14 protein-coding genes are annotated in these 15,521 nt (G+C 69.0%); all 14 read right to left on the bottom strand.

The genetic code is table 11. The features are described from left to right. Positions 1–900, bottom strand: a complete 900-nt coding sequence (gene rpsC / locus V1457_RS10180; RefSeq protein ID WP_200069034.1) for a 30S ribosomal protein S3 — start codon at positions 898–900, stop codon at positions 1–3. Then, complete coding sequence (gene rplV / locus V1457_RS10175; protein ID WP_200069033.1) at positions 900–1,313, bottom strand: 50S ribosomal protein L22; 414 nt, start codon at positions 1,311–1,313, stop codon at positions 900–902. Before rplV ends, rpsC begins: the two co-directional genes overlap by 1 nt. Positions 1,314–1,345: 32 nt before the next feature. Further along, a complete protein-coding gene (gene rpsS, locus V1457_RS10170) occupies positions 1,346–1,627 on the bottom strand; it encodes a 30S ribosomal protein S19 (RefSeq protein WP_338602849.1) in 282 nt (93 codons plus the stop codon). 18 nt (positions 1,628–1,645) lie between these two features. Next, positions 1,646–2,482: a 50S ribosomal protein L2 gene (gene rplB, locus V1457_RS10165; RefSeq protein WP_200069031.1), complete on the bottom strand. Its 837-nt coding sequence runs from the start codon at positions 2,480–2,482 to the stop codon at positions 1,646–1,648. 32 nt (positions 2,483–2,514) lie between these two features. Further along, the gene (rplW, locus tag V1457_RS10160) at positions 2,515–2,814 is read right to left on the bottom strand and encodes a 50S ribosomal protein L23 (RefSeq protein WP_295150907.1); all 300 of its coding nucleotides are present in this window, start codon (positions 2,812–2,814) and stop codon (positions 2,515–2,517) included. Further along, positions 2,811–3,509 (bottom strand): 50S ribosomal protein L4, encoded by a 699-nt coding sequence (gene rplD / locus V1457_RS10155; protein ID WP_200069030.1) that lies wholly within the window; start codon positions 3,507–3,509, stop codon positions 2,811–2,813. The genes rplW and rplD overlap by 4 nt, the downstream gene beginning before the upstream one ends. After that, the gene (gene rplC / locus V1457_RS10150) at positions 3,509–4,159 is read right to left on the bottom strand and encodes a 50S ribosomal protein L3 (protein WP_200069029.1); all 651 of its coding nucleotides are present in this window, start codon (positions 4,157–4,159) and stop codon (positions 3,509–3,511) included. The genes rplD and rplC overlap by 1 nt, the downstream gene beginning before the upstream one ends. Before the next feature lie 57 nt (positions 4,160–4,216). Then, positions 4,217–4,522, bottom strand: a complete 306-nt coding sequence (gene rpsJ / locus V1457_RS10145; RefSeq protein ID WP_009948626.1) for a 30S ribosomal protein S10 — start codon at positions 4,520–4,522, stop codon at positions 4,217–4,219. A 654-nt stretch (positions 4,523–5,176) separates the two neighbouring features. Further along, the gene (gene tuf / locus V1457_RS10140) at positions 5,177–6,370 is read right to left on the bottom strand and encodes an elongation factor Tu (RefSeq protein ID WP_200069028.1); all 1,194 of its coding nucleotides are present in this window, start codon (positions 6,368–6,370) and stop codon (positions 5,177–5,179) included. Between the two features lie 145 nt (positions 6,371–6,515). After that, the gene (gene fusA / locus V1457_RS10135) at positions 6,516–8,618 is read right to left on the bottom strand and encodes an elongation factor G (protein WP_200069027.1); all 2,103 of its coding nucleotides are present in this window, start codon (positions 8,616–8,618) and stop codon (positions 6,516–6,518) included. A gap of 76 nt (positions 8,619–8,694) precedes the next feature. Beyond that, positions 8,695–9,165, bottom strand: coding sequence for a 30S ribosomal protein S7 (gene rpsG / locus V1457_RS10130; protein ID WP_200069026.1), 471 nt, complete (start codon positions 9,163–9,165; stop codon positions 8,695–8,697). Further along, positions 9,165–9,539, bottom strand: coding sequence for a 30S ribosomal protein S12 (gene rpsL, locus V1457_RS10125; RefSeq protein ID WP_200069025.1), 375 nt, complete (start codon positions 9,537–9,539; stop codon positions 9,165–9,167). The genes rpsG and rpsL overlap by 1 nt, the downstream gene beginning before the upstream one ends. Before the next feature lie 626 nt (positions 9,540–10,165). After that, positions 10,166–11,224 carry an ADP-ribosylglycohydrolase family protein gene (locus tag V1457_RS10120; protein WP_338602822.1) on the bottom strand — a complete coding sequence of 353 codons (1,059 nt, stop codon included), beginning with the start codon at positions 11,222–11,224 and terminating at the stop codon, positions 10,166–10,168. Positions 11,225–11,532: 308 nt separating this feature from the next. Next, on the bottom strand, positions 11,533–15,228 hold the full coding sequence (locus V1457_RS10115) for an ADP-ribosylglycohydrolase family protein (RefSeq protein WP_338602819.1): 3,696 nt from the start codon (positions 15,226–15,228) through the stop codon (positions 11,533–11,535). Positions 15,229–15,521: the final 293 nt, after the last annotated feature.

The following is a 15,521-nucleotide window of genomic DNA, read 5'->3' as shown; positions in this document are numbered from 1 at the left end:
TCAGCCCTCCGTCTTCTGATCGGCCTGCGGCTCGGCCACGGCCGGAGCGTTCGCAGTGGCCGCGTCGCCCGCGGTCTGCGCCTGCTCCGGGCTCTCCGCCGAACCGCCCTTGGCGGCGCGACCGGCCTCGGTACCGCCGGAGCCGGTGGTGCCGGAAGCGCCGGAACGACGCCGGCCACCGCGCTCGGAACGGCCGCCGCGCTCACCGCGTCCGCCGCCGCCCTCGCCGCGCGGCGCGCGCACCTCGGACTCCTGCTGCTTCTGCTTCAGGCCGCCGACCAGCTCGCCCTTGTAGATCCACACCTTGACGCCGATGCGGCCGAACGTGGTGCGGGCCTCGAAGAAGCCGTAGTCGATGTCCGCGCGCAGCGTGTGCAGCGGCACCCGGCCTTCGCGGTAGAACTCCGAACGGGACATCTCGGCCCCGCCCAGACGACCGCCGCACTGCACCCGGATGCCCTTGACCTGCGGCGAGCGCATGGCCGACTGGATGGCCTTGCGCATCGCGCGCCGGAAGGACACGCGGTTGGACAGCTGCTCGGCCACGCCCTGCGCGACCAGCTGGGCGTCCGCCTCGGAGTTCTTCACCTCGAGGATGTTGAGCCGGACCTGCTTGCCGGTCAGCTTCTCCAGCGAATCGCGGATGCGGTCCGCCTCGGCACCGCGGCGGCCGATGACGATGCCCGGCCGGGCGGTGTGGATGTCCACCTGGACCCGCTCGCGGGTGCGCTCGATCTCCACCTTGGAGATACCGGCGCGCTCCATACCGCGAGAGAGCCGACGGCGGATCTTGACGTCCTCCGCCACGTATTCCGAATACTGCTTGTCGGCGTACCAGCGGGACTTCCAGTCCGTGGTGATGCCGAGTCGGAAGCCGTGCGGGTTGATCTTCTGACCCACTACCGGGCACTCCCCTTCTGGCTCTTCGACTTGCTAGCCGCCTTCGGCCGCGACTCCACCTCGACGGTGATGTGGCTGGTCCGCTTGCGGATCCGGTAGGCACGCCCCTGGGCGCGCGGCTGGAACCGCTTCAGCGTCGGACCTTCGTCCACGTACGCCCGGTGCACCCACAGGGTGTCGGGGTCGAGCGACTGGTTGTTCTCCGCATTGGCGACCGCGCTGGCGAGCACCTTCGACACCTGACCGCTGGCGGCCTGCGGTGCGAACTGGAGCACGGCCAGGGCTTCGCTGGCGCTACGGCCCTTGATGAGCTCGACCACGCGGCGCGCCTTCATCGGCGCCACGCGGACGAAGCGGGCCCGCGCCACCGCGCGGTTGGCGTCCGCGGCGGTGTCGTCGGAACGGGCTGTCATCCTGCTACCCCTTGCTCTTGGTTCGCCCCCGCTCAGCGGCGGCGCGACTTCCGGTCATCCTTGACGTGGCCCTTGAAGGTCCGCGTCGGCGCGAACTCGCCCAGCTTGTGCCCGACCATCGCCTCGGTGATGAACACCGGGATGTGCTTGCGGCCGTCGTGCACCGCGAAGGTGTGGCCGAGCATGTCCGGGATGATCGTGGACCGGCGGGACCACGTCTTGATCACGGTCTTCTTGTTCGCCTCGTTCAGCGCGTCCACCTTCTTGAGCAGGTGGTCGTCCACGAACGGGCCCTTTTTCAGGCTGCGTGGCATTTGCTGCTACCTCCCTGCTCAGCGCTTCTTCTTGCCGGTGCGACGGCGACGGACGATGAGCTTGTCGCTGGGCTTGCTGCGGCGGGTGCGACCCTCCGGGCGGCCCTTCGGGTTGACCGGGTGGCGACCGCCGGAAGTCCGGCCCTCACCGCCACCGTGCGGGTGGTCCACCGGGTTCATGACGACACCGCGGACGACCGGGCGCTTGCCCTTCCACCGCATCCGGCCCGCCTTGCCCCAGCTGATGTTCGAGTGCTCGGAGTTGCCGACCTCGCCCACCGTGGCCCGGCAGCGCGCGTCCACGTTGCGGATCTCGCCCGAAGGCATCCGCAGCTGGGCGTGCGGCCCGTCCTTGGCCACCAGCTGCACCCGGGCGCCCGCGGAACGCGCGATCTTCGCCCCGCCGCCGGGGCGCAGCTCGATCGCGTGGATCACGGTGCCGGTGGGGATGTTGCGCAGCGGCAGGTTGTTGCCCGGCTTGATGTCCGCACGCGCGCCGGCCTCCAGCCGGTCGCCCTGCTTCACGTTGTTCGGCGCGATGATGTAGCGCTTCTCGCCGTCCACGTAGTGCAGCAGCGCGATGCGGGCACTGCGGTTCGGGTCGTACTCGATGTGCGCGACCTTGGCCGGCACGCCGTCCTTGTCGTTGCGGCGGAAATCGATCACGCGGTAGGCGCGCTTGTGGCCGCCGCCCTGGTGCCGCGTGGTGATCTTGCCGTGCGCGTTGCGGCCGCCGCGGCCGTGCAACGGGCGCACCAGCGACTTCTCCGGATGCGACCGGGTGATCTCGGAGAAGTCGGACACGCTGGAACCGCGACGGCCCGCCGTCGTCGGCTTGTGCTTGCGAATGCCCATCTCTGTAGAAACCTCGTCCTAATCAGCGCCGGTCAGGAAGCCGAGCCGCCGAAGATTTCGATCGGCTTGCTCTCCGGGGACAGCGTCACGATCGCCCGCTTGGTGTCCTTGCGCTTGCCGTACCCGGTCCGGGTCCGCTTGCGCTTGCCGACGCGGTTGATCGTGTTCACGTTGTTGACCTTCACGCCGAAGATCTTCTCCACGGCGATCTTGATCTCGGTCTTGTTCGAGCCGGGACGCACCAGGAAGGTGTACTGGCCCTCCTCCAAGAGCCCGTAGCTCTTCTCGGAGATCACCGGCGCCAGGATGATGTCTCGCGGGTCGGGGATCACTGCTGTGCCTCCTCAGCGCTCGCGGCCTCGGCCGACGTGGCCACGGCCTTGGCCGAACGACCCCGTGCAGGCCCGGCGACGAACCGCTCGAACGCAGCCTTGCTGAACACCACGTCGTCGTTGACCAGCACGTCGTAGGTGTTGAGCTGGCTCGGGTCGATCAGGTGCACGTTCTGCAGGTTGCGCAAGCTCAGCCAGGAGTTCTCCTCCTCCGAGCGGTTGAGCACCACCAGCACGCGCTTGGCCTCGGTCCAGGTGCGGACCGCGGACTTGGCGGCCTTGGTCGACGGCGTCTCGCCACCCACCACGTGCGTCACGACGTGCAGCTGACCGGCGCGCGTGCGGTCGGACAGCGCACCGCGCAGCGCGGCGGCCTTCATCTTCTTGGGAGTCCGCTGGGTGTAGTCCCGGGGCTGCGGACCGTGCACCGTGCCGCCACCGACGAACTGCGGGGCGCGGATCGAGCCCTGGCGGGCGTTACCCGTGCCCTTCTGCCGGTACGGCTTCTTGCTGCCACCGGAGACCATGCCGCGGGTCTTCGTGGCGTGCGTGCCCTGGCGCGCGGCCGCGAGCTGGGCCGTCACCACCTGGTGCAGCAGGGCCACGTTGGCCTGCGCGTCGAAGATCTCGGCGGGCAGCTCCACGCTGCCGTCGGTCGCGCCGTCCGGAGTACGGACGTCCAGCGTCAAGCTCATCACGCACCACCCTTCGCAGGGCTCTTAACCAGCACCAGACCGCCCTTCGGGCCGGGGATGGCGCCCTTGATCAGCAACAGGCCGCTCTCCTGCTCCACCCGGTGCACCGTGAGGTTCTGGGTGGTCACGCGGTTGCCGCCCATCCGGCCGGACATCTTCATGCCCTTGAACACGCGGCCCGGGGTGGCGCAGCCGCCGATGGAACCCGGCTTGCGGTGCACCGCCTGAGTACCGTGGCTCATCGGCTGCCGGTGGAAGCCGTGCCGCTTGATCGTGCCGGCGAAGCCCTTGCCCTTGCTCGTACCGACCACGTCGACCACGGCGCCGTTGTCGAAGACTTCGGCGGTGAGCTCCTGGCCGATTTCGTACTCACCGGCGTCGTTGGTGCGCAGTTCCACCAGGTGCCGCCGCGGGGTGACCCCGGCCTTGGTGAAGTGGCCGGTGCGCGGCTTGTTCACCTTGCGGGGGTCGATGGCGCCGTACGCCAGTTGGACGGCCGCGTAGCCGTCCTTGTCGGGGGTCCGGATCTGGGTGACCACGTTCGGCCCGGTCTGCACGACGGTCACCGGCACGACCCGGTTGTTCTCGTCGAAGACCTGGGTCATACCGAGCTTGGTGCCCAGAATCCCCTTGATCTGCCTGTCAGACATCAGTCTCGTTCTCTCCGCACTAGGCCCGTGCAGGCCCGCCTCACGATGGGCCGACCCTTACTGGATGTTCACGTCGACGCTGGCCGGAAGGTCGATGCGCATCAACGCGTCCACCGTCTTCGGCGTCGGTTCGAGGATGTCGATCAGCCGCTTGTGCGTACGCATCTCGAAGTGCTCCCGCGAGTCCTTGTACTTGTGCGGAGAGCGGATGACGCAGTAGACGTTCTTCTCCGTCGGCAGCGGCACCGGCCCGACGACCCGAGCGCCGGTGCGCGTCACGGTCTCGACGATCTTGCGCGCGGACGCGTCGATCGCCTCGTGGTCGTAGGCCTTGAGCCGGATGCGGATCTTTTGTCCCGCCATAGTGGCTTGCCGTTCCTCTAGTCTCGTGCCGCCAGTGGTCGGCGCGACGTCGCTGCGCAGCTCGGAAGCTGCCTGCGGCGCCTGGCGCCCATGGGCTTCGGGTGCCCGTCGCGGCCCGGGCCGGTCGAGCACCCCGCCGCGGGAATCCGCGCGGAGGAGCTCCAGCCCTTGGTCCGCCCCTGTTCAGGTTGCTGGTGCCCGGTACACGCGGTCGGGCGTGTCGCCCACTGTGCACAAACCGGTCCCACCGAACTCCGCCGCTGGGATGGGCCGCTGAGATGATTCCGCGCGAAGAACTCGCCGGAAAAGATCCCGAAGACCCGTACACCTCTTGCTTTGCACCCTGCCGGACCGGCGAATACCGCGAACCAGCGGATCGCAGCGCCCAGGCCCGGCCGAAACCGGTCCTGATCCGAAACTTCCAGGGCGCGGGCTTCTCGCAGCGGAGCGGCCGGGACTTCCCCAGCTCGACGGACAATTCTCCGAACGCCGAACGACTGGTGGAAACCGGCCGCTCCGAACGAGCAACCCATACAGGATGGCACATGCCTTGCGCCAGCCCGAATCGGGGGTGGCTTTCCGGGCAGCACCGCGGTACGGCCCCGGAAAACCGACGAGGACCCGCCCCTACTGGAACGGGTCCTCGCCCTCAGATCACTTGTTGATCTTGGTAACGCGGCCGGCGCCGACCGTGCGGCCACCCTCGCGAATCGCGAAGCGGAGGCCTTCCTCCATCGCGATCGGCTGGATGAGCTGCACCGACATCTCGACGTTGTCGCCCGGCATGACCATCTCGGTGCCCTCGGGGAGGGTCACCACACCGGTCACGTCGGTGGTGCGGAAGTAGAACTGCGGCCGGTAGTTGTTGAAGAACGGGGTGTGCCGGCCACCGTCCTCCTTGGACCGGATGAAGACCTGGCACTCGAACTCGGTGTGCGGGGTCGTGGTACCCGGCTTGACGACGACCATGCCGCGCTCGACTTCTTCGCGCTTGGTGCCGCGGATCAGCAGGCCGACGTTGTCCCCGGCCTGGCCCTGGTCCAGCAGCTTGCGGAACATCTCGACGCCGGTGACCGTGGTCTTGATCGACTTGTCCTTGATGCCGACCAGCTCGACCTCTTCGCTGGTCTTGATGATGCCGCGCTCGACCCGGCCGGTCACCACGGTGCCGCGGCCGGTGATCGAGAAGACGTCCTCGACCGGCATCAGGAAGGGCTGGTCGGTCGCGCGCTGCGGGTCCGGGACGTTCTCGTCCACGGCGTCCAGGAGCTGCATGATCTTGTCAGTCCACTCCGGGTCGCCTTCCAGCGCCTTCAGCGCGGAGACGCGGACGACCGGAACGTCGTCGCCGGCGTACTCCTCGCCGGTCAGCAGCTCGCGGACCTCCATCTCCACGAGCTCCATGATCTCCTCGTCGTCGACCATGTCGGCCTTGTTCAGCGCGACGAGGATGTAGGGCACGCCCACCTGGCGGGCCAGCAGCACGTGCTCGCGGGTCTGCGGCATCGGACCGTCGGTCGCCGCGACCACCAGGATCGCACCGTCCATCTGGGCGGCACCGGTGATCATGTTCTTCACGTAGTCGGCGTGACCGGGAGCGTCGACGTGCGCGTAGTGACGCTTCTCGGTCTGGTACTCGACGTGCGCGATCTGAATCGTGATGCCGCGGGTCTTCTCTTCCGGAGCCTTGTCGATCTCGTCGAACGGCGTGAAGGGGTTCAGCTCCGGGTGCTTTTCGTGCAGCACCTTGGTGATGGCCGCGGTCAGCGTGGTCTTGCCGTGGTCAACGTGACCGATGGTCCCGATGTTGACGTGCGGCTTGTCCCTCTCGAACTTCGCCTTCGCCACTGGATTGTCCTCCTGGACTTGTTCTCTTTCCGCCGTACGACTTGCCAGTCCCCGCGTTGCTGACGCGAAGATTCAGTGCCAGGCGGAGTCCTGTCGGGTTTGGCGGCGGACGACCGGCGGCCACCCGCCCCCGAACTACAGGGAATTACTCGCCCGTAGCCTTCGCGATGATCTCCTTCGCCACGTTCGCGGGAACCTCGGCATAGGAGTCGAACACCATCGAGTAGTTCGCGCGGCCCTGCGTCCGAGAACGCAGGTCGCCGACATACCCGAACATCTCGGACAGCGGCACCTGCGCCTTGACGACGCGCGCACCGCTGCGCTCCTCCATGGCCTGGATCTGGCCACGTCGGGAGTTCAAGTCGCCGATGACATCGCCCATGTAGTCCTCGGGCGTGGTCACCTCGACCGCCATCACCGGTTCCAGGATCGCCGGGGAAGCCTTCTGCGCGGCTTCCTTCATCGCGATCGAACCGGCGACCTTGAACGCCATCTCCGAGGAGTCGACCTCGTGGTACTGGCCGTCCAGCAGCGTCATCTTGACGCCGACCAGCGGGTAGCCGGCCAGCACGCCGTACTGCATGGCGTCCTGGGCGCCTTCGTCCACCGACGGAATGTATTCGCGCGGGATGCGGCCGCCGGTGACCTTGTTGTCGAACTCGTACGTCGCACTGTCCGCGGTCTGCTCGATCGGCTCGAGCGCGATGATGACGCGGGCGAACTGCCCGGAACCACCGGTCTGCTTCTTGTGCGTGTACTCGTACTTCTCGACCGGCTTGCGAATCGTCTCCCGGTAGGCCACCTGCGGCTTACCGATGTTCGCCTCGACCTTGAAGTCCGTCTTCATCCGGTTGACCAGGACTTCCAGGTGCAGCTCACCCATGCCGGACAGGACCATCTGACCGGTCTCCTCGTCGTGGTGGACGCGGAAGGTCGGGTCCTCCTCGGCGAGCTTCTGGATCGCCGTGGACAGCTTCTCCTGGTCGGCCTTGGTCTTCGGCTCGACCGCCACGTCGATGACCGGTTCCGGGAAGGTCATCGACTCGAGCACGATCGGGTTCTGCGGGTCGCAGAGCGTGTCACCGGTGGTGGTCTCCTTGAGCCCCACCACGGCGTAGATGTGCCCCGCCTGCGCCTCCTCGACCGGGTTCTCCTTGTTGGAGTGCATCTGGAACAGCTTCCCGATGCGCTCCTTGCGCTCCCGGGTGGCGTTCATGATCTGCGCACCCTGGGAGATCTTGCCGGAGTAGACCCGGACGTAGGTCAGCTTGCCGTAGAACGGGTGCACCGAAACCTTCGAGACCAGCGCCGCGAACGGCTCCTGGGTGCTCGGCTTGCGCTCGGCCTCGGTCTCGCCGTCCCGCAGCAGGCCCTGCACCGGCGGCACGTCCAGCGGCGACGGCAGGAAGTCGACCACCGCGTCGAGCATGGGCTGCACGCCCTTGTTCTTGAACGCGCTGCCGCACAGCACCGGGAACGCCTCGCGGTTGATGGTGAGCTTGCGGATGCCGGTCTTGATCTGCTCGGTGGTCAGCTCCGCACCACCGAAGTAGGCCTCCATCAGCTCTTCATCGGACTCCGCCACGGCCTCGATGAGCTCCTCGCGGTACTTGGCCGCGCTCTCGGCCAGGTCCGCGGGGATGTCCTCGATCTCGTACTGCTCGCCCTTCTTCACGTCACCGCGCCAGGTCAGCGCCTTCATGCTGATCAGGTCGACGACGCCCTCGAACTCGGATTCCCGGCCGATGGGCAGCTGCAGCACCAGCGGGCGGGCACCGAGCCGTTCGCGGATGGTGTCCACGCTGAAGTAGTAGTCCGCGCCCAGCTTGTCCATCTTGTTGATGAAGCAGATGCGCGGCACGTCGTACTTGTCCGCCTGCCGCCAGACCTGCTCGGACTGCGGCTCGACACCTTCCTTGCCGTCGAAGACGGCGACGGCACCGTCCAGGACGCGCAGCGAACGCTCCACCTCGGCGGTGAAGTCGACGTGCCCCGGCGTATCGATGATGTTGATCTGGCAGTCGCCCCAGAAGGTCGTGGTAGCAGCCGAGGTGATCGTGATCCCCCGCTTCTGCTCCTCGGCCATCCAGTCCATCGTCGACGCGCCGTCGTGCGTCTCGCCGAGCTTGTGGTTGATCCCCGTGTAGAAGAGGATCCGTTCGGTCGCGGTGGTCTTGCCCGCATCGATGTGGGCCATGATGCCGATGTTGCGGACCTTCGTGAGGTCCGTCAGCACGTCGCGTGCCACGAGTTTCTTCCCCGTTCCTACAGCAGGTAAAAGCCGTCGAATCGGTGAGCCGAGGCGGGCAGGAGCCGACCCGTCGTCACCAGCGGTAGTGCGCGAAGGCCTTGTTGGACTCCGCCATCTTGTGCGTGTCTTCGCGCTTCTTGACGCTCGCGCCGAGTCCGTTGCTGGCGTCGAGCAGCTCGTTCATCAGGCGCTCGACCATGGTCTTCTCCCGGCGCTTGCGGGAGAAGGTGACCAGCCAGCGCAGGGCCAGCGTGGTGGAGCGGCCGGCGCGAACCTCGATCGGCACCTGGTAGGTCGCGCCACCGACGCGGCGGCTGCGGACCTCCAGGGTCGGCTTGACGTTGTCCAGCGCGCGCTTGAGCGTGACCACCGGGTCGGTGCCGGTCTTCTCCCGGGCGCCTTCCAGCGCGCCGTAGACGATCCGCTCGGCCAGCGAGCGCTTGCCGTCGACCAGGACCTTGTTCACCAACTGCGTGACCAGCGGCGAGCTGTACACGGGGTCGGCGTTCAGCGGCCGCTTCGGGGCCGGACCCTTGCGGGGCATCAGCTCTTCTCCTTCTTCGCGCCGTACCGGCTGCGAGCCTGCTTGCGGTTCTTCACGCCTTGCGTGTCAGCGGACCCGCGGATGATCTTGTAGCGCACGCCGGGGAGGTCCTTCACACGGCCGCCGCGAACGAGCACGATCGAGTGCTCCTGCAGGTTGTGCCCCTCACCCGGGATGTAGGCCGTGATCTCGGTGCCGCTGGTGAGCTTGACACGGGCGACCTTGCGCAGTGCCGAGTTGGGCTTCTTCGGGGTCGTGGTGTACACGCGAGTGCACACGCCGCGCCGCTGCGGGCTCCCCTTGAGCGCCGCGGTCTTGGTCTTCGCGGCCTTGTCCTGGCGGCCCTTACGGACCAGCTGCTGGATGGTGGGCATGGACCGGCTTTCTCTTGAGCGTTCGCGTCTTCGTGGTTGCTCTCGCCCGGCGGCGCTCGCACGAGTCGGCGTCCGGGCACGTGCCCTGGCGCCGAGCACCTGGCAGGCACTGTGTACTTGGGACTCCCCCGCACCACGAGGTCGGGCGTGTCGGCCACTCCCCGGCCCTTGCGGCGCTAATGGTGTCTCCCACGGGAGCGAACCGACAGGAACGAACCCGATGGTTGTCAGGAGAGTTCCGCACGGCCCATGTCCATGGTCGCGGTCACCTCGATGAACCAGTCACCTCAACGACCACGTCGCACGCACGGGCATACGGACCGACCCGATCGCTTTCGGGTCCGATAAGCAAAGATACCCGCCCCGTTCTGAGGGGGTCAAAACGGGGTCCCCATGACCTGCTCGGTCGTCCCCAAGCGCCGCAGACCGAGCTAATGGTGTGGTGTTCTTCGCGACTTTACCCGCGATGACAAGGGGTGCGAGCGGACGCGGCGGCGGGCCCCGGCGCCCGGTGAGCCGCGCAGACCTCGAGGTGCTGCGACGCGGTCGTCCGCTCGTGGCGCTGTCCAGGACCGGCAACACCGCAAATGGACGGCGGGCCGCGCCGCGCGCCGACCATGAACTCCTCACCAGGCAGGATAGCGCCGGGTCCAAGCCGGGTCGGTAGGCGCGGCGGGGCTGAACTCAGTCAGCGCGTCGGTGGCCAGCGCCTCGATCACGTCCCGCAGTTCCAGCGCGCGCAGCCATTCCGGGGGAACGGCCCGAGTACCGTACAGCGCACCCGCGATGTTGCCGCAGACGATGCCGGTGGAGTCCGAGTCCCCCGAGTGGTTCACCGACAGCAGCAGCGCGCTGCGCAGGTCCTCGGTCGCCAGCACGGAGTAGAGCCCGATCGCGAGCGCTTCCTCACCGGTCCAACCCTCTCCCAGCGTCTCCTTGAGCTCTTCGGGACCGACCGGCCCCTTGCTCGCGAGCTGGACGGCGGCGTCCAACGCCCGCAACTGCTCTTCGTGACCCGGCCAGCGCACGAGGAGTTCACGCGCCATCCGCACGCTTTCCGGCAACGAGACGTCCCGCAGCAACTGGTGCACGAGCACGGCGAGCACGCCGGCCGACACGAAGCCGCTGGGATGACTATGGGTCAGCGCCGCCGTCCCGACCGCGGCCCAGAAGACCTCGGCCGGATCGTTCGACCACACCGCGACCGGAGCGGCCCGCATGACTCCGCCGCAGCCCTTGGAGTCGTTGATCCGGTGTTCCGGGGTCGCGTGCTGATGCGTCCGCGCGAAGTTCAGCAATGCCGACATGCAAGTGCTGCCCGGGGCCCGCGGCGCGAACAGCTCCTGGTTGCTGATCAACCACCCGTCCGGGACCTGGAGGTGCTGCGCGTAAGGACCACCGGCCTGCTCCCACGGCCGGTTCTGGGTGTGCAACCACCGCAGGTAAGCGTGCTGCACCTCGGGAACCGGGTCGTTGTCCACGGGCTTGATCCGGCGCGCGACGTGCGCGCGGATCAGTCCTTCCGCGGTGAACAGCATCATCTGCGTGTCATCGGAGATCTGCGCGACGCCATCCCGCAGGACCGGCTCGGTGAGCCCGTGATCCCCGTGATAGCGGCGGATCATCCCGATGTCGTGGAACTCGATCGCATAGCCGAGGGCATCGCCCAGGGCACCGGCGAGCATCGAGGCGATGAAGCGCTCTTGAGGGGTTCGGGGAGACATCGCGTCGGCAGGCGAAGTCGAGCCTGCCTGCGTCGAATCATCGCGCAAGATCGGGTACCGCCGTTACCACTCGTCGTCGTTTCGCGGACCATCCGCTCAGCCGCGCTGATGCCGCCGACCCGAACGCTCGCGACACCGCGCGGTCGACGTCCACGCAGCGCTGCGTCCTTGGCCGGCGAGAACGCTATCAACATCAACACTGGCCGAGAGTCGATTCACCGCATCCGGCCGCTGCATCCCGGATCACGGCGAAACCGATCGGATCGCCCTCAGCCCTCGCTGTCGTAGGCGGGCTGTGCACCGTGGATGCGGCGCGGAGCAGGCTTCGGCGCGGGGAACGCGGCCAGCGGCTCTGGATCCGCGGGCGCGTCCGGAGCCGCCTGCTCGGGCTCGGCCGGAGCATCGCCGGGCTGCGCGGACTCGGACGCCGGTGCGCCCACCGCGGGCAGCAGGGCCGTCGGCGAATCACCCCGCCCGGCGGCGGGCAGCGGCTGCACCGGATAGCGCTGGTCCCACTCCTCGTCGGCGGGCCGCTCATCGGCCGGGGGCTCCGGGGAGTCCGGATCGTGCAGCAGCGGTTCGCCGAACTCTGCGACGCAATCCAGCGCGATCTGCTCGACGACGTCGCGCAGTTCCAGGTCGGCCAGCCAGCTCACCGGGAGCTCTCCCACCCCGGTCAACGCGCCGACGATGTTGCCGCAGATCGCACCGGTGGAATCGCTGTCACCGTCGTGGTGCACCGCGATGCGCAGCGAGTTCGGCACATCGCCGCCCGCGAGCGCGGCGCACACCGCGATCGCCAGCGCCTGCTCGCCGACCCAACCGCCGCCGAGGGTCTCGGCGATCTGCTCCGGCGTGGGCTCGCCCTGCTCGGCCAGTTCCACGGCCAGCTTGAGCAGCTCGCTGGTCTCCTCGTGCCCGTCCCAGGTCTCGAGGACCTGCAACGCCAGCCACACGCCGTCGTCGAGGGTTTGGCCGAGCAGCGCCTGCTGGACGATCACGGCCAGTGCACCCGCGGACAGGTAGCCGGACGGGTGGCCGTGCGTCAGCGCCGTCACCCGGGCCGCGAACTCGAACGCGACCGGCGGGTCGGGCGAGTACAGCGCCACGGGAGCTGCCCGCATCACGCCGCCGCAGCCCTTCGAGTCGTTGACCGGCTCGGCCAACGAGCCCGCCTGCTGCCCATCGCCGAAGCGCGACAGCGCGCGGAAGATCGTCTTTCCGGGGGCGCGAGTGCTGAACAGGCCGCGCACCCCCATCAGCCAGCCGTCCGGTTGCGGATACCGGTCGTGGAACACGCCCGCGGCGGCCTCCCACTCGACGCCCTGGGTGTGCAGCCAGCGCTGGTAGGCCAGCTGCACCTCCGGCATCGGGTCGGTGCCGCCGAGGGTGCGGCGGGCGACGCTGCCGCGGATGAGGCCCTCCGCGGTGAACAGCGTCATCTGCGTGTCGTCGGTGATGGCACCCGGCACGCCGTACGCCTCGCGGAGTCCTTGCGGGCCGCCGGGCCCGAACCGCTCGGTGATCTGCTCGGCGGTGGCGAACTCCAGGTCCGAACCGAGCGCGTCACCGAGCGCGCCGCCGAGGAAGCAGCCGAGCACCCGCTCGGTCAGCGAGGGCGCGACCTCGTCGGTGAACTCGGGCTTCGCGTGGCCACCGGAGACCGGTTTAGCCGCGCGTGCCTCGGAAACCGGGAGCGGATCGGTGTGCGTCTCGGAGGGCTCCGGCTGGTCCGCGTGCTCGTCGGGGGATTCCGGAGCTTCCGCGGCGACCGCTTCGTCCGATGTCTGCGCCTGCTGGACGGGTGCTTCCCAGAGCTGCGCAGCGGAGTCCGCGGGCGCGGGCTCGGACTGTTCACCCGTCGACGGCTCCGACTCCGAACGCCCAGGATCCTGCCACTGCTGAACCGGCTCAGCAGGCTCATCCCAAGCCTGTCCGACGGACTCCTCCGGCACAGGAGCGGGCTGCTCGCCCACCGGCGAGTACGACTCGGAGCGCCCGGGTTCCTGCCACTGCTGAACGGGCTCAACAGGCTCATCCCAAGATTCGGCGGATTGCGCGAACGCCGACGCGGACTGCTCACCCATCGACGGGACCGACTCCGAACCAACAGGCTCCTGCCACTGCTGAACCGGCTCAGCAGGCTCATCCCAAGATTCCGCGGACTCCGCGAACGCCGACGCGGGCTGCTCGTCCGCCACCCCGCCGACTTCCGACGGCTCCGCAGCAGCCGCATCGGAGCGGTCGGCAGGCGCGTCCGCCCCCGAGCCGGCATCTCGCGCGGGCTGCGGTGGTGGCTCGGCCGGGATGCGGCCCGCTTCCTCGGGACGTAACGAGACCAGCCTGGCCAGCCTCGACAACTCCTCCCGGTCGGTGCGGTCCGCGGAGAGGCCGAACATGTTGTTGCTGAAGTCCGGCGTGATGCTCGGCGCAGGCCGGTCGGCGTCGACCGGATCGTCGTCCTCGCTACCGAAGTCCAGTCGGGACAGATCGGTGCGGTCGGTCGGTTCGGCGGAGGTGTCCGCGACCGGCCGGGGCTCCTGGTCCGCGGGTGGGAACTGCGGTTCGGGCTGCGCGGGTTCGGGCTGCGCGGGCGCGGGTTCGGCGGACCGCGGCCGATCGAAATCCACCTTGCTCAGGTCGATGACCATCGTCGGATCGTTGTTGCCGTCCACCTGCCGCGCCGGTTCCGGACCGCGACCACTGTCCACAGTGGTCATCGGCTCCGCGGGCGGCGCGGCGCCCAGCTCCCGCGGCGCAGGCGTGGCACGGCGCGGATCGGCGACGTAGCGCTGCGCCCACTTGGGCAGCGGCGGAGGCGGCGGTGGCGGCGCGAAGGCCTCCGCGGCATCCGCGCACAACGTCTCGATGATCTCGGCGAGTTCCAGTTCCTCGCGCCACCGCGGCGGAATCGCGTCCGGCCCGTACAGCGCTCCGGCGAGCTGGCCAGCCAGTGCTCCGGTGACGCTGCTGTCCGCGGAGACGTTCACCGCCGTGAGCACGGCCGCGGGGAATCCGCCGCCCGCTCCGACGGCGGCCAGCGCGGTGCCCAGCTCACCCGGCTGCTGCTCCGTTTCGAACTCGGCATCCAGTTCCGCGGGCGCCGGCCGCCGGCCGCCGCGGGTCGCGAACATCGCCGCGTGCACCGCCCGGCGCACCGCTGCCGGGGCGGCCGCTCCGGTGTTCAACGAGCTCAGCCGGGCATCGGCGAGCCCGACCGCGTCCCAGAGCCCGATGTCGCCCTGGATCAGCTGAGCCAGCACGTCCGCGTGGAAACCCGTCGCACCGTGCACGTTGACGTCGTCGGTGAGCAGCCGCGCGGTGTCCGCGCCCGCCGCGAAGACCCGATCCTCCGAAGTGCTCCACACCATCGTCGGCGCCGCCCACACCGCGCACTCGGCGAACCCCGGCCGAACCGACGGGCCGAACCGCGGGTCGTACGAGGCCTCCGCAGGCGGCTGCGCGGCGAGCTTGCCCAACCCGGCCAGCGCGCCGCCCCCGGGATTGCGGGTGGAGAACAGCTGCGGGCGTTCGAGCAGCCATCCACCCGGTTCCGGATGCGTGCGCAAGTAGCCGGACATGGCGAATTCCCACGGCACGCCCTGGGTGTAGAGCCAGCGCAGGTGATTCGTGCGGATCACCGGAGTCGGCAGCCACTCGGCGGCCGCGCCGTTGACGGCGCGCGCCCGCAACAGCGCTTCGAGGGTGAACACGGACAGCTGGGTCAACTCCGTGACACCACCGCGGCGGCCGAACACCGGCAGGTAGTCGGCGACCCCCTGCCTGCCGAACCAGTGCTGGATGTCCCACACGGAACGGGTGCGCACTCCCGAGCCGAGCGCGTCGCCCACGGCACCGCCGAGCAGCGCGCCGCGGAACCGCTCGGACCAGCTCAGCTCGGGCGGCTCTCGGCGCGACACCGCCGACGTGCCGGTGTTCGCGAACCTCGAGGTGTCACCGCTCATCCCCAGTCTCCTGTCGGGTCACCGTGCGGGGCAGCGCTTGCGTCCACGAGCGCGGGCCGTGGAGCGCCGGTCGGGAGCGGAGCCGGTCCGATCCCGAGACCTTCATCCACATGTTGCCGCACGGGCACGACGATCTGGGCGGCTCCCCCGGTGGATCGACGATCGAATTGCCCCGCTCCGGCGAACGCCGGAGGACACGAGGCGTCCGCCGGCCGAGCGAGATCTTGCTCACCGATCCAAGTGGTTCGCGCACCGAGCCGGGCCGCGGAAGACGCCGGAGCTGAGCCGGGCAG

Origin of the sequence: Saccharopolyspora sp. SCSIO 74807, assembly GCF_037023755.1 — a bacterium.
Lineage (GTDB): Bacteria > Actinomycetota > Actinomycetes > Mycobacteriales > Pseudonocardiaceae > Saccharopolyspora_C > Saccharopolyspora_C galaxeae.
The sequence above is the reverse complement of the archived record's forward strand: the minus strand, read 5'-3'. Positions and strand labels throughout refer to the sequence as shown.

Bases quoted from the DNA above. Each gene is read 5' to 3' on its own strand.
- rplV (WP_200069033.1), bottom strand. From the start codon at position 1,313: ATGACAGCCCGTTCCGACGACACCGCCGCGGACGCCAACCGCGCGGTG.
- rpsS (WP_338602849.1), bottom strand. From the start codon at position 1,627: ATGCCACGCAGCCTGAAAAAGGGCCCGTTCGTGGACGACCACCTGCTC.
- rplB (WP_200069031.1), bottom strand. From the start codon at position 2,482: ATGGGCATTCGCAAGCACAAGCCGACGACGGCGGGCCGTCGCGGTTCC.
- rplD (WP_200069030.1), bottom strand. From the start codon at position 3,509: ATGAGCTTGACGCTGGACGTCCGTACTCCGGACGGCGCGACCGACGGC.
- rplC (WP_200069029.1), bottom strand. From the start codon at position 4,159: ATGTCTGACAGGCAGATCAAGGGGATTCTGGGCACCAAGCTCGGTATG.
- rpsJ (WP_009948626.1), bottom strand. From the start codon at position 4,522: ATGGCGGGACAAAAGATCCGCATCCGGCTCAAGGCCTACGACCACGAG.
- rpsG (WP_200069026.1), bottom strand. From the start codon at position 9,165: ATGCCCCGCAAGGGTCCGGCCCCGAAGCGGCCGCTGAACGCCGACCCC.
- rpsL (WP_200069025.1), bottom strand. From the start codon at position 9,539: ATGCCCACCATCCAGCAGCTGGTCCGTAAGGGCCGCCAGGACAAGGCC.
- V1457_RS10120 (WP_338602822.1), bottom strand. From the start codon at position 11,224: ATGCTCGCCGGTGCCCTGGGCGATGCCCTCGGCTATGCGATCGAGTTC.
- V1457_RS10115 (WP_338602819.1), bottom strand. From the start codon at position 15,228: ATGAGCGGTGACACCTCGAGGTTCGCGAACACCGGCACGTCGGCGGTG.